General features: G+C 37.8%; 10 protein-coding genes and 2 pseudogenes. 5 read left to right on the top strand and 7 right to left on the bottom strand.

The genetic code is table 11. The annotated features are described in order from the left end of the window. Positions 1-537: 537 nt before the first annotated feature. The 3 genes and pseudogenes from SSOP1_RS14955 to SSOP1_RS14965 all read right to left on the bottom strand — a co-directional run bounded on the left by SSOP1_RS14955 (position 538) and on the right by SSOP1_RS14965 (position 2,697). Positions 538-1,629: an ISH3-like element ISC1359 family transposase gene (locus tag SSOP1_RS14955; protein ID WP_010923018.1), complete on the bottom strand. Its 1,092-nt coding sequence runs from the start codon at positions 1,627-1,629 to the stop codon at positions 538-540. 131 nt (positions 1,630-1,760) lie between these two features. Continuing rightward, positions 1,761-2,191 (bottom strand): annotated as a pseudogene (locus SSOP1_RS17250) (hypothetical protein). Positions 2,192-2,274: 83 nt separating this feature from the next. Further along, positions 2,275-2,697 carry a transposase gene (locus SSOP1_RS14965; protein ID WP_010924100.1) on the bottom strand — a complete coding sequence of 141 codons (423 nt, stop codon included), beginning with the start codon at positions 2,695-2,697 and terminating at the stop codon, positions 2,275-2,277. Positions 2,698-2,769: 72 nt separating this feature from the next. Between SSOP1_RS14965 and SSOP1_RS16715 the strand changes: the two genes are divergently transcribed. Beyond that, on the top strand, positions 2,770-3,000 hold the full coding sequence (locus tag SSOP1_RS16715) for a hypothetical protein (RefSeq protein WP_269454394.1): 231 nt from the start codon (positions 2,770-2,772) through the stop codon (positions 2,998-3,000). Positions 3,001-3,043: 43 nt separating this feature from the next. On the opposite strand, the pseudogene SSOP1_RS17985 reads toward SSOP1_RS16715, so the two are convergent. Both SSOP1_RS17985 and SSOP1_RS16720 read right to left on the bottom strand, forming a co-directional pair. Further along, a pseudogene (locus SSOP1_RS17985) lies at positions 3,044-5,306 on the bottom strand (glycoside hydrolase family 3 N-terminal domain-containing protein). A gap of 78 nt (positions 5,307-5,384) precedes the next feature. Further along, positions 5,385-6,167 carry a sugar phosphate isomerase/epimerase family protein gene (locus SSOP1_RS16720; RefSeq protein WP_049770880.1) on the bottom strand — a complete coding sequence of 261 codons (783 nt, stop codon included), beginning with the start codon at positions 6,165-6,167 and terminating at the stop codon, positions 5,385-5,387. Between the two features lie 49 nt (positions 6,168-6,216). On the opposite strand from SSOP1_RS16720, the gene SSOP1_RS14985 reads away from it, so the two are divergent. Continuing rightward, entirely contained in the window at positions 6,217-7,125 is a 909-nt protein-coding gene (locus tag SSOP1_RS14985; RefSeq protein ID WP_009990702.1) for a dihydrodipicolinate synthase family protein, read from the top strand. Positions 7,126-7,245: 120 nt separating this feature from the next. Here the strand turns inward: SSOP1_RS14985 and SSOP1_RS14990 are convergent, their stop codons facing one another. Then, positions 7,246-8,958 carry a glycoside hydrolase family 2 TIM barrel-domain containing protein gene (locus SSOP1_RS14990; protein WP_009990700.1) on the bottom strand — a complete coding sequence of 571 codons (1,713 nt, stop codon included), beginning with the start codon at positions 8,956-8,958 and terminating at the stop codon, positions 7,246-7,248. Between the two features lie 117 nt (positions 8,959-9,075). Here SSOP1_RS14990 and SSOP1_RS17255 point away from each other — a divergent pair, with 117 nt between their 5' ends. Then, positions 9,076-9,555 (top strand): DUF2139 domain-containing protein, encoded by a 480-nt coding sequence (locus tag SSOP1_RS17255; RefSeq protein ID WP_010924103.1) that lies wholly within the window; start codon positions 9,076-9,078, stop codon positions 9,553-9,555. Positions 9,556-9,882: 327 nt separating this feature from the next. Beyond that, on the top strand, positions 9,883-10,803 hold the full coding sequence (locus SSOP1_RS15000) for a DUF2139 domain-containing protein (RefSeq protein WP_010924104.1): 921 nt from the start codon (positions 9,883-9,885) through the stop codon (positions 10,801-10,803). An 82-nt stretch (positions 10,804-10,885) separates the two neighbouring features. On the opposite strand, the gene SSOP1_RS15005 is transcribed toward SSOP1_RS15000, so the two are convergent. Next, the gene (locus SSOP1_RS15005; protein ID WP_009990698.1) at positions 10,886-13,297 is read right to left on the bottom strand and encodes a GH116 family glycosyl hydrolase; all 2,412 of its coding nucleotides are present in this window, start codon (positions 13,295-13,297) and stop codon (positions 10,886-10,888) included. Positions 13,298-13,381: 84 nt separating this feature from the next. On the opposite strand from SSOP1_RS15005, the gene SSOP1_RS15010 reads away from it, so the two are divergent. Beyond that, on the top strand, positions 13,382-14,239 hold the full coding sequence (locus SSOP1_RS15010) for an SMP-30/gluconolactonase/LRE family protein (RefSeq protein WP_009990697.1): 858 nt from the start codon (positions 13,382-13,384) through the stop codon (positions 14,237-14,239). Positions 14,240-14,267: the final 28 nt, after the last annotated feature.

Below are 14,267 nucleotides of genomic sequence, written 5' to 3' on the forward strand. Positions count from 1 at the left end.
ATAGCATTTATAGGAAAATCGTTACACTTTTACGTTACGTTAAAAATATATAATGAATCTTTCCTGGTTAGATGAAAAATGTTTATTGATAAGCTATAATATTAAGAAGTACAATGAAAGATATTTATAAATACATGGATAAATATTTTGACTTTTTATGATAAGGGAATTTCCTAAAACTACTAATGGTATACTTCCAATGATCCATTCGTGACGTTGTCCGATTTGAGCAAAATTAAAAACCATTATAATTACAGCATTTCAGATTACACTATTCTTCATTATATTCAAGTATAAAAAATAATATAATATGTATTAATAAGGGAAAATACAGATAATTGTACAATCTTGCAATAAAATTTGCCATAACAACAAGTAAACACGTCAGTATGGGAATCTCATTTTTCTGATATAAATGATAATATATGTAAGATTGAACCGCACCAGTTTTATTCAAATATAACTGCATATATTTTATGAAAATGACAGTTAATAAGTCAGTTTTCAATAGCAGAATATAAATATATAGAATTAATTTCACGTAGCTGGAAGGAGGTGCATAGGGTTAGCTGGAGTCTGGGGGAATGACGTCTTCACTTCACGGAACGCGCGTTCTTGTTCCACTCTTACCTCCCGATCGAGGAGATTCGAGAGGGAGACCGAGAACTCCCACAACTTTACCTTCCTCCAAGAGCGGATCAAGAACCAGACATTCAAGAGAAGATAGGAAAGCAGAACGAGAACCAATTCCTTCCTCACGTCACAAGTCCTAGTCCTGATCCTGAACTCCTCAAGAGAGCGGAAGGCGTTCTCTATCCCCCACCTCTCCCTATACATCTCGGCAAGGACTATGGCATCATAAAGATCCATCTCCTTCCTCACGAGGAAGGCAATAATCTTGCCGTCTTCCTTCCTCAGAATAATGAGATAAGCTCCACTCCCATGTCTCACGCAGAGAAATCCAGTATATCTAACTCCGCCAAAACTCACATCCACATCTTGCAACATCCCCTTGTACTTCTTGTACATCTGGGCCTTGGCAGATATGACGAAGTCCAAGCCCAACTCCAAGAGGAACCTAATCACTTCGTTCACCGCGAACTCCCTGTCCGCGAAGACCATGACGAGCCTCAGCTTGTCCTCCTCCAACTCCTTCACGATTACCTCCATCACCGCCTTGAAACCTTCAGCTACGTTCTTCACGGTCACTGGGATCACGTCCAAGAAGCTCCTCGTCCTCCCCAGGAGGAAGATCGCAGCTTGAACCAGTCCCCACGACGTCCCCTTAGTTGGCTTTATCCTACTCAAGAAACTCTTGTCAGCGTGATATTGAGGTATGGCATGGAAGTCCACTGCTACCCTCCTGTCCCTGACTCCCCTTAACGTCATCCTTCCCATCTTCCTCAACGCATCCCTCACGTCCTCAACTTGAACCGCGTTCAACTTTCTCAACGCTCTTCTCCCATCTTTCCCCAACCTGCTCAAGTAGCTCCCACTCGCCTTAAGCAAGGCACTGAGGAGTTCCTCAGGGAAAAGTATTTTAGTGAGGACCGAGTAAATTATCTTGAGGGCGGACCTGGCGAAGTCCCGGTTGAACTTCGCCGGTTTAGTTGTATTCTCATGTTTCATATATTCAGGTTCGCCCTCGTATATACAAACTTTTCTCCAGAAATTCTCATCCTCTCAACTTTTTCTGTATTCCATTCATCTCGTTTTTTACGCAAAAAATGAGATTCCCATACTGACGTAAACGAACCTCGTTAATTAACGAGTACCTTCGTCCTAATCCTCGTCGAAAGAATTTCGAGATCACGATAGAAGTTAAGGAAGAATACCTCCATAACCACTCCCCTTAAGGTTGTAGACGAAGCCTTACCTTCCCTAATCTTAACACCACTACCCTCAACCGGAAGTCCAGCACTACCAACACCCTTAACTAAGACGTCCTTCCTGGAAATCCAAGCCCTATCAGCCATTAACTTAACGTTATCAAATGAAAAGGCTAGATCACTCAACAATCCAACCTTGAAGTCCCTAACGAAATTAGTCCTCCTTTCCACAAGACCTTAAACCCGAAGTAGGACTTACCGTGCTTCCTACCCCAACTACCCTTATACTTCCTAAAGGCTGTGAAGTTCTTGAGCCTGGAAGTAGTATAACCCATGAGGAGAAAAACGTCATTGAACCCCATCTCCTTAAGGTCAAGTGAGATCTTCTCAAGACCGTTTTGAAGACTCCTCTTTCCGGGGTAGGCCTCACGGAAGAATGTGTCAATTATGTAGTAGTCCTCGAACCTATCGTTTTTTCTCTCCCAACTTCAAGTTCAAATTCCCTATACTCGCTGATCACCTTGTTCAAAGCCTTGTTTAACTCATCCATTAGTGTTGTTCTCATTGTCTCGCCCTCTTGAATAACTGTTTGTTGGAGTTTCTTGTAGAAGAAGAATACTGTGCTCTTTGGTGGAACTTTCCCGCCCAAGAAGTCCATAAAACTCTTACTGTCCCTAATTTCTCCCTCCAAGTTATTCCAAGAGATGTCGAAAACGAACTTGATTAGGAGGACTTTGAGGAGTAAGATGACGTCCCACTTGGGCTTCTTGGAGTAAAGGGACTTAAGCTTACTCCTAAACGTTTCCCAAGGGAAGGATTTATCTATCTTGAGCAAGAGGTCCTTTTCAGTTGAAATTGCCTTTACCATAATATTATCTCATCCTAATTTCTTATTAATATTACTCATGAATTGCCATTTAATCAACTTGGATAACGTCTCGTGTATCAAACTACCACAACTACTACCACAACTAGCACGTCCACCACCACAAGTACTGTTACTACCACAAGTGTTTCAACTACTACAAGTGTCTCCACGTCTGTAAGTACTACTACAGCTACTGTTACTACTACTGTCAGTTCATCCAACACTACACTATACGCCATAATAGCTGTTGTAATAATAGTCGTAATAATAGTGGGAGTGATACTAGGCCTTAGAAGAAGATAAAATAAAAAGAAAGGGAAAAATAAAGATAAGTTTTTCTTTTTATTTACTCTATTTGTACATTTGATAGAAATATTCTTCTTTCCATAATGGGTTTCGTCTCCTTTATTCTGAATGTATCCTTAAGAATTATGTTTTCAGACGAATTTCCTATTAATATCTGATACTCGCCTTTCTCTACTACTAGTCGCATAAAGTTATCGTAAAACGCTAACGCTTCCATGGGTAGTGCGAATTTGACTCTTCTCTTTTCACCAGGTTTAAGATGAACTTTAGCAAATCCTTTTAATTCCTTAACTGGGTCTAGCAACGCTAGAAAAGCTTTTTGAAAATATATAGTTGGACTACCTCATCGCCTTCCATATTTCCCACATTTTTAACGTCAAGTAAAATGGTGATATAACTTAAAGGTCCAACCTCTTTTGGGGTAACTTCAAGGTTAGAATATTCGAATTGTGTGTAACTTAAACCATATCCAAACGTAAATAGTGGAGATGAATGGAGCATAACATATGGTCTAAAGGAAGACGGTTTCCTACTATAATATAATGGTATTGCCCAGTATCCATTGGGAACGTTATAGGTAATCGTCCACTTGGATTGTAGTCTCCAAATATTATATCTGCTATGGCATTTCCTCCTTCTTCTCCAGGGAACCATGCTTCAATTATCGCTTTGACGTAATTAATTATTGGTGAAAGGACCAAGGGCCTACCATTAATTAAAACTAAAATTATTGGTTTTCCGGTCTTATATAGTTCTTTAAGTAATTCCTCTTGAACTCCAAGTAATCTAAGACTAGCCCTATCGTTACCCTCCCCAGTGACCGCTTGATATTTCTTAAACTCTTCTTCAGAAGGAATATCTGTCCAGGATAGTGGTAACCCTGATTTCTCACCCATGACTGCTATTATTACATCAGCTTGCTTGGCTATTTCTATTGCCTCGGAGAACCCTTCTTTCGATTCACCTGCAATATCACACCCCTTTGCGTAAAGTACTTTGCCTTCTCCAACTTTTTTCGCTATTCCTTGGAGTACCGTTACTATCTCTATCCCGCTATCTATATTTAGGTGTCCGGTATAAGTATAGTCTCCTAACATGTTTCTTGGATCATTGGCATTTGGCCCTATCACTGCAATTTTATTAATATTCTTACTTAAAGGTAACATATTGTTCTCGTTTTTGAGGAGGACTATCGACTCTCTGGCAGCCTTTAACGCTAATTCTCTAGATTTTCGATCATCCAACCTTTCTGGAACTGCGCTTTCGTCGACAAATGGATTATCTAAAAGTCCAAGTCTTTCTTTAATTCGCAAAACTCTCTCCACTGCTCTATCTATTATAGCCTCTGAGACTAGACCCTCCTTTATAGCAGTAACTAAAGGTTCACCGTAACAATCTATGGTCGGAAACTCAATGTCCACTCCAGATTCGAGAGCCAAAATAGCTGCCTCCATCTTATTTGACGCAACCTTGTGTATTGCCTCTAATTGTCTAATACCATCGTAATCTGATACCACTATTCCGTCAAATCCCCATTCTTGTCTTAGAATATTAGTTAGTAATTGGGGATTACCATGACATGGGACTCCATCAATTTCATGATATGCTGGCATAATTGACATTACTTTTCCTATCTTTACTGCCACCTCAAATGGGAATAAGAACGTTTCCCTTAATTCTCTATTTCCCACATGTACTTGTGCAATATTTCTTCCACCTCTGGAAAACCATGGGCTGCGAAGTGCTTTGCAGTTGCCACTAATTGGGTCTCACCTTGTAATCCAGTAATATATGCTAATCCATTGAAGCTACTAGATATGGGTCTTCCCCGTAAGTCTCTTCACACCTCCCCCATCTTGGGTCTCTGCAAACATCTAATACTGGAGAAAGACATTGGTTAACCCAATTAGCCTTCCTTGAGATCTTATGGTTGATGCTACATTTGTAAGTAATTCTGGATTCCAAGTACTGGCTAGCCCAATAGCTTGGGGAAACGCTGTAGAAGAATATCCCATTAAGCCAGATAGACATTCCTCATGTATTATAGCTGGAATTTTGAGCCTGGTATTTTCCACCAGAAACTTTTGAACTTTATTCACCAGTTTTACGACTTCTTTTGGTTTTAGACCTAATCTGCTACCAGCTACTCTGGTGATCTGCCCTATTCCTAATTTTAGATATTTCCTCGCTTTTTCCTCAGAGAATTCCTTTCCCTCCATAAGAGCGTCTATTGGTATAGCTTGGAGTTGAGCTATTTTTTCCTCTATGCTCATCTGATTTAGGAGACTCTTTATAGCTGTCACGATATTAGAGTATCTGTATCTAGATTTAAGAGTTCTGGCTTACATGTTATATCTCGACTGATTTAAATACTCTACTACTTAATGACCTAACAATTCCCTTAAATAAGAGAGATATTTTGGTAACATGAAATCACCGTTTTCCAGTTCAGGATACCACATTTTCTCCCACTCGACTGATATGTAATATTTATACCCAAATCCCTTTAGATCCATAACTATTTTCTTTAGGGGAATAATCCCTTTACCCGGTTCAACGAATACTCTTTTATTATTCTTTATCACAAAATCCTTCACATGAACTTGAAATATTCTTTCAGATATTAAAGGGAAAACTTCCTCATGGGAATTGTTTGCGTAAATTACATTAGCTGGGTCATATACGAATCCTATGTCCTCCTCGAGCTCTTGCAATAACTTAACTATGTTATCCTTTTTAGCTAAACTGTCATGAGTTTCTATAAGAATTTTAACTGAATAATCTTCAGCTATTCTATTCATCCTATTTAATGACTCGGCTATTCTATGAATTGCACTTTTTTCAGAGAATTCTCCTCCATATACTCTTACTCCAAGAGCATTCAAGCTATTAGCCATTTTTATTAACGTTTCCAATGCTTTCTCGTTCCTTTTTCTCTCAGATTCATCAGAAAAATGGAACCTAGTATATCCTGCCAGATCAGATATTTTGATTGATGAGAGAATTTCTAACGCTTTTCTATTTATCGGGAACTCCGGTTTCAAATGTTTACCATCGTCTGCTACTCTCAACTCTAGTCCATCGAACCCAAACCTACTTACCCTCTCTACAACATCTTCTAAACTTAACTCTGGATAAGCCAAACTAGTGAACACGATTTCCATTGAAATAGATTAGCAATATGTTTTATAAGTTTTCTACGAAGATAGAGATATGGATGGAGTTTTCCTAACCAACGTAACACCTTTCACCAAAACATTGGAGCTAGACTTAGAAGGGCTAAAAAGAATCGTGGAGTTCGCACAGAACTCCGGGTATAAGTATATTGTGCCTTTAGGTACTGCTGGTGAATTCTCCTCTTTAACCGTTGAAGAGAAAGTTAGAGTTGTTGATCATGTGAGAAGAGCATTAAGTAAGGGCGAAATTATAGCTGGTGCCTCATCTACCTCATTTTTAGAAACTGGTGAGCTTTGCAAGAAATATAAGGAGATAGGTGTCGATAAAATTATGGTCTTACCTCCTTATTACTTAAAGGGTAATGAAAAGGGACTGATGGAGTATTTCTTTAAGGTGGCTGAACTATGTGATTCAACCATGGTATTATATAACAATCCATCATCAACGGGAGTGGATCTCTCTCCTCAACTAATAAAGAGATTAAATGATATGATACCTAGTTTTAGGGTGCTAAAGGAGGCTAGGTATAATGTTGTAGAATTTAAGGAAGTGGTAAGACTAGTAGGGGATAAGATAGATGTAATAGATGGTTTAGAAGAGAGAGCGCTATTGGGTCTTGTTTTAGGGGCTAAAGGATTTACAACTTCAATGGGCTCCTTTTCCTCTTTACCCCTTATGATTTATGAGAGTTATGAGAAAAAGAGGAATATTGATACTGCCATAAGACTATATGATCTGCTCTTAGAGTATAGGTCATTTATAAAACTCCCCTTGACAATGTCCCATTTAGCTAAGCTAGGGGCGTGGCTACGTGGTTTAATCTCAAGCTATGCTACACGACCACCGCTACCAAATTTGGACGATGTGGTAAGTGAGGATGTTAAGAGAAAGATGATAGAGAAAATAAATCAAATAATAAGCTTTGAGAAAAATACTATAGAGTAAGGCAGATTGTATAATGAACTATTGCACTAATATGAAGGGACTTCCCTTAGCCCCCAACAGGTTAAGACATATGCCATCATTATTACAAAGGTAAAACCATAATATACTCTTGCTATCACTTTAAGAACGCAATTTATTTTTGAATAATTCCTCTACTACTTTAGCTGCCAACTTTGGCTGTCTATCTCTAGTAAATATTCCTTTCCTATTAAGTATTGTTCTGCTTGGATTTTGAGGGGTCCTAAAGTCGGCGAAGTTCCATATGTGAAAGCCTACAATATAATCTTTCTCCCTCAATGCTTCTATATACTTTCTTATCATTTCACTCTGATATTCCTCTGACCACATTTGGGGAGGATCGCTATGAAGACCGTATATGGCATCAGCACCAAATTCAGTAATGATTATTGGCTTCTCTGGAAATTTCTTATGGATTTCCTCCAACTCTATTGCGACAACCTTTACACCACTATCAATATCCCCCCACTCAGTATACCATCCATGGTAATAATTTAAGGAAATTACGTCAACGTATTCCAATGCTAGGTCTCGTACTGATCTATGAGAAGCAAAAGTTACTGGTCTGGAAGAGTCCAAACTCTTAAAGAGTTCTACTTCCCTCCTTATGAATTCTGCAACCTCACGTATATCGCTTGGAGGTTCATTCATTACACTATACATTATCACAGAAGGCCTATTTTTATGTTGTCTAATCATTTCCTTTATCGTATCCCTTACTTTTTCGAAGTACTTCACATCGCCGAACATCTTAGCAATCTCCTCTTGGCTCATTACTCTACTGATATTGGAATAACATAAAGGTGGTTCCAGTATGACCAAAAATCCCATTTCATCAGCTAAATCTAAGTGTTCGTTTGAATAAGGGTAGTGGGAAGTTCTGAAGGAGTTTGCTCCAATTTTTCTCATAAGGTAAAAATCCCTAACTAATACTGCCCCATAGGTAAATTTGCCTAGTATTGGAAAATCCTCATGCCTTCCAAAGCCCTTCAAGAATATGGGTTTTCCGTTTAAGTATATTTTGCCATCCTTCACCTCTACATCTCTAAAGCCTATACGTTCATAAACCGAATCCTTCAGATTACCACCAACGTACATTTCCACTATGAGAGTGTATAAGTAGGGATTATCTGGAGACCAAGGTATAACATTATTTACATCCTTTTCGAATACTTCGTTACTACTCTCCTCATTCAATATTACCCTTCCCTCTTTATCAACTAATTTAAACCTTAAGCTGAACCTTTGATTACATTCTGACAAAATTTCTACCTTTAGGTGCCCATAGGATTTAGTATATACCGTTATGTCTTCTACGTGACACTCATCTACAAACTCTATGTAAACCGGCCTATGGATTCCCCCATAGTTAAAGAAATCAAATGCTGCATTGTTTAGATCTCTGGCTGGGGGTAAGTTATAGGGGGATGGCGTGTTATCTATCTTCACTACTATTTTATTAAATTCATTAACTTTAAGTTTAATAGGAAATTTAAACTGGGTAAATGATCCCTCATGAGTCCCCCCATATTCTCCGTTAATCCAAAGTTTTGTGATGTATCCAGCCCCCTCAAATACCATCCAAGCCTTCCTATTTCCATTATCGTTGCTAACGAACAAGTCCTTTTGGTACCACGCTATCCCAGAAAACTGATCCCACTTTGGGTTTTGCTCATTCCAAGAAGCTGGTACGTAAATAATATCTTCAGATTCTAAGCCTTTATACCACCCATTCTCTTCCCCAGTATTCTCGTTATCTATCTTGAATTTCCAGAAGCCTTGAAGGTCTATTTTAGGTCTATAAAACGATCTCATATAATATCTACAGACAAGAGAATCTAATTAAAGCTTTGTTAATATATATTACAAACTCGTAAATAGTAACGCTAAAGGATTAAATAGGTAGTCTCATACTTCTATTCGGGGTAAATATTGGATAAACCAAAGTTAGTATTGAAAGAGTTTGTTCAACACAATGAAGTAGCGCTAGGTCATCATCAGTTTAGATCCCTATATATAGGCTTTCATCCGATTTCTAGAAACATGATAGTTCATGATGGTCATGCAGCTAAAGTATATTCCAATGGAGAAGTAATATATAGATATGAAAAGTTAGGCAGAGCGCCCAGAGTTGCAGGTGACACTCACGCAGCATTAACTTGGTCTAAGGATTTATTATTCATAGGAGGATGGCTTAAGGCACCTCCGGGAATGATAGAAGTATCGCAATATGAGAGGATCTTAAAATATCAAGATATGAGAATGAAGTATAGCCATATACATATGATTTATGATAATGATAAAGTGGAAGTTCTGTGGAGTAGGAAGTGGGATGATAAGATTCCTCCAAACGGGAGTGTTCTCATGCAGTCATCTTATTCGAAAAGTATTAGTAAAATTAAATCAGACTAGAAATTTTCACAATTAGTCGTTTCGATCGAGATGCAGCCAATGAATTAGAACATGAAAACAGCCTCTGAAAAAGCTTATGTGGGAGGATTACGAAATCTTTTTGTAATAGTACTAGAATGAACCTCGTAAACCCTTGCACATAAGCTTTTCTAAAATAATGTCTTTGTTCAAATTTCTATATCTTAAACGTTAAATGAGCATTTTTCCATACTACTCCAATATTTTTACAAATGTTTTTTGAATTTCATGACTGTTTGAGAACACTCCCCTCCAAACAATTGGTACGGCGAGGTAACTGATCTACTTTACGATGATCACGAAGATGCAGTGTACTTCAGTAGAGCTGATGGACATGCAGAATTAGGACTATGGAAAGTAGGTGTATCCACTAGAGATGCAGAATTTCTGGTGAAGAATCGTACTGTGTATAAGATGGAAATGAAAGACGATAAAATCTACGCCACGATATTTAATCCCATACACACTGACGTTTCCTCAATAATGGTATATAATACGCTCAACGGTGAACACAAATTCGTAGAATCCTTCGATTTTCCATTAGAGAACAATAAGAAGATACACATTAGGCGTGTAGGAGGACAAATAGTGCAAATCCAAAACAAACTAATCGCATTCTATGGTGGGGCACTTATACATATTGACCCACAAAAGGACGTATATAGGTTATATCCATTTCTAGATGTTCGTAACCCAGAATCGGAAAGGCCTACTTACATTCCAGGCTTCAGAGCACAAAAAGTTTACATAATGGGTATACCTATTATATCAGCAAATCCTGCAGAGGACTTACGGGATATATCATCTAAGACAACATTCGGCTTGCTCCTCAGAATCGACCCAGTAGTACCTCAGATAATCACAGAAAGTGGAGCGATCTTCGGCATGGCACATGATGGCGAACATTTATATATCGGCGCGTCTTACGCTAATCACACGGGAGTATACACTTATAGGGCAGGTGATGGCGGAATATTCGCAATACCAGTAAGTGAACTTTTTAGGAAACCGTGGAATCCAATAAGGATATGGATTCACGATGGTTCGTATTCACCTACTTCAGGGATAGATGGCTGGTTTGGTGGTATTCCATTAAAAGGATTTACTGAAAAGAAGTTAAGAGTGTACACTGGAAAATCAACAAAGATGAGAATTGCCGAGTACTCATTGTTCTCCAAGGTTAGAGATGATACTGTTTCGCTAAACACTGGATGGAATATAATAATTTAAGCAATTATTACGATATAGTAGCGTTTAAACTGGACGAGAATATAGATCAAATCCAAGCCGAAATAATTTTGGAATAAAATTTTTAAAATTCAATCTCTTCATTTTCCCTTAAAGCAACGTCAATTCCATTTATTTTACCTTTAAACTTTCCATGATAAATCCTCATCCTTATCTTTCCATTGTTAATAGTTAGTAAACCCCATGCTGTAGGAAGGAGTAATATCCATTTCAAATTCTTCCGTTTGTCTATATTAACGTCATTATTCAGCAAGTTAACCCTTATACCCTCAATTGCGTGAACGATATTTATAGCAACTAATGGTCTCATATATCTTGCACCCCATTCGAGATGATTCCAGAAATTACCGGCTAATTCATACCTTTCATAAACATTCCTCAAAATCTTCTTAGCATATTCGTCGAAACCATTATAGAACATATGTGAAGCTAGGTAATATTCTATTCCACTCCAAGGTGTCTTAGACTGTACTGAGAGTTTAACTCCCAATGGTGTAATCTCTTTATTTGAGGACCCATTCTTAACGCCCTCTTCTTCAGTATAATTATACTTAATTATTGAGGAGAATATGGATTTCCGCTTCTCATGGTCTAAAAATTCCGGAAGACCCAACAACTGAACATACCAGTCGCCAGTCATTTGAGAAGCATTTAAGGAATCATCTCTTAGATTCGAAATAGGATCATACCAGTTTATATAATACTCCCCATTCCATAAGTATTTATTAACCTTTTCTGTTAACTCTTTAACCTCGTAGTTATGAAGGTTATTAAGTAGTTTTGATGCCTCATTTAGTGCTTCCAGCGCAGCTATCCATAAAAAGGATACGTAAGGAGAAAAGCCTAACCATGACCAATCATCTAGTGTTTGCATTGATAAGGCTAAAGTGTGATAGCCCAAAATCTTGTGAGCGTCGCTAACTTTTAACATGTTGTTCACATGTCTCATCCACTCTATTCCAGATGGTAATGTAAGGTAAGGCAAACCATCTAAGGTCTGTGTTCTCATAATGCTTTCAATTGCGTTCCTAGCAACCTCATAAACACTCGTTAGAAACTCCCTATCACCGGTGTATTTAGCTATTAAATAATAGAGTAACACAAATTCCGGGTTGATATCTACCCTCTCATAAGTGTCTACTGTTAATGAGTGGCGAATATAATGAGGCATTCTACCCTTAGGATCCTTGCCTGTTTCCTTTATAATTTTCTTTATTGTATCATATAATTTTTTCAGATCAGTACTTATAGTTGGATCCTTCTTAACCTCTTCCTTGTACTTCATTAAATTCTCTGGGAATGCTAGTGAAAATAAAACGTATTCTGGGGTATCCTCCTTTAATGCCCTATTGGAAAGATCCCTTACGATATTCTTAGCCAATTCAGGAAATAGTAACATTACTCCCGGCAGTGCATATAACAGTACGTCTATAGTGTTTAATGCAGTATTTTCTGGACCTCCTGTATAAGGATATTTTCCAACTTTCCTATAATCTGAGGTATCGAAATATCCTTCCCATATTCCAAAGAATCCATCTTTAGTTAGCCAAGTACTTTTAACAAGGGTAGCTATTTGTGCTCCAATTAAATCAACAATCCACGATTCTATACCTTCTGCATTATAAAATAAATCGTGGAACTGCGTAGTCTTCTCCTCTAGGTAGTTTAGATTGTTCACAACGTAATCCATTACTTCTTCACAACTGTTAAAGAAGTTCTCGTAATAATGCCCAACTTTTCTGCCATCTTTAAGTACAAAATTAGGGAAGAACCAAGTGATTATGAAAGTTAAATCGTTTCCCTTACCACTTACGATTCCTAGATTATCTCCTTTTTTCTTCACTAAACTATTAGACCTATAATCATCCCAGAAGTCGAAAATTTGATTATAAGCGATAGCTGATACGTCTTCTCCTATTACCTTTATGCATAGATTCCCTTGATATCTAGGATCATCAGATGTCGTTTCTCCTTTGAAGATTACCATGTCCTCCTTAATCTCTATCTGACCTTTCTCAAATGGATTGTTAACTCCGAAGAAGAATCTTGTATTCTTCTCACTGTTGAATTTAAATATTGCTACAGGTAAGGAAGAGTTCCTTACGTCTAATGGTATTAACGGTGAGAATGCCTTTAGCTTCACTTTATTATCGTAATTTAGGTAAGCCATTGGTGGTTCTCCTATAAACTCAATTTCCCTTATCGGCCTTATCCAAGGTCTTGTATAGGGGTTCGCACCAAAGTAATAATCGTATGCTTGGAGAATTCTAACCGTTTTTTGCTCTTCATATGCGAAGAAGGAGTCGAATTCAGTCAAAAAATATCTATACCTATCCTCATTTCTCTCCGCAATTCCTCCGTTGTTAAATATAGTCCATGAGTAAAGTCTGCCATCGGCTCTTATTTCCATGGATCCAGTACCAATTCCACCAAGAGGAACTCCAGAATCCAAGACATAAGAGTATTTGTATTTCATGCAATCTTCTATGTAGCATAGTAAATAAGCTTTTATGGGTTTATCAGTGATTTTTTAACGGAATAGCGAGTGTAGGGAGTTAAGATGGAAATAGAGTTAAAAACTTTAGGAAATTACAAAGCAATATTAGGGGAGAGCCCAGTTTACGATAGAGAAGGAAACAGACTATTCTGGGTTGATATTGATGGAAAGAAGGTAATAGTGAATAATCTCGATACCAATGAAGAGAAATATTACGACACTCCAGACTTAGTCACATCCCTCTGCCTTATTGATTATAAGAGAATAATAGTAACTTTACGTCATGGATTTCATACTCTAAACTTAACTACTGGGGAGATCACACCATATTTGGAACTAGAGAATAATGGAGAGAATAGGTTCAATGACGGGAAATGTGACATAAGGGATAGGTACTGGGCTGGGACTATGAATTTACACATAGAAAATCCGAAACCTACTGCTAGTCTATACAAATTAGAAGGACAGAGATTAACTAAAGTTTTAGATAAACTTTACAGATCTAATGGACTTGGCTGGGATCCAGACAATAAGTTATTTTACCTAATAGATACTCCGCTTAGGAAAGTTTTTCAATTTGATTTCGATAAAGATAAGGGAGACATCTATAACAAAAGGATCGTCATGGATTTTAAGTATGAACCAGGCAGACCAGATGGGATGACAATAGACGAGGAAGGTTATTTGTGGATAGCACATTCCGCGGGAGGCAAGGTTAGTAGATGGAACCCTAAGAATGGAGAAAAAGTATCAGAAATAAAACTTCCAGTACTTTACGTCTCATCAGTTACTTTTGGTAGTCCAGAAATGAATCAAATATTTATAACTACGATGAGTAAAGGAGGTGAACCTCTAGCTGGAAGACTATTCACTGCCAAGATGAATATTAAGGGATTACAGAGTTACAAATTCCTTACTTGAACACTTTATCCATAAAGGTTATATACTT

Source organism: Saccharolobus solfataricus (genome assembly GCF_900079115.1).
In the GTDB taxonomy this organism is placed as follows: Archaea; Thermoproteota; Thermoprotei_A; order Sulfolobales; family Sulfolobaceae; genus Saccharolobus; species Saccharolobus solfataricus.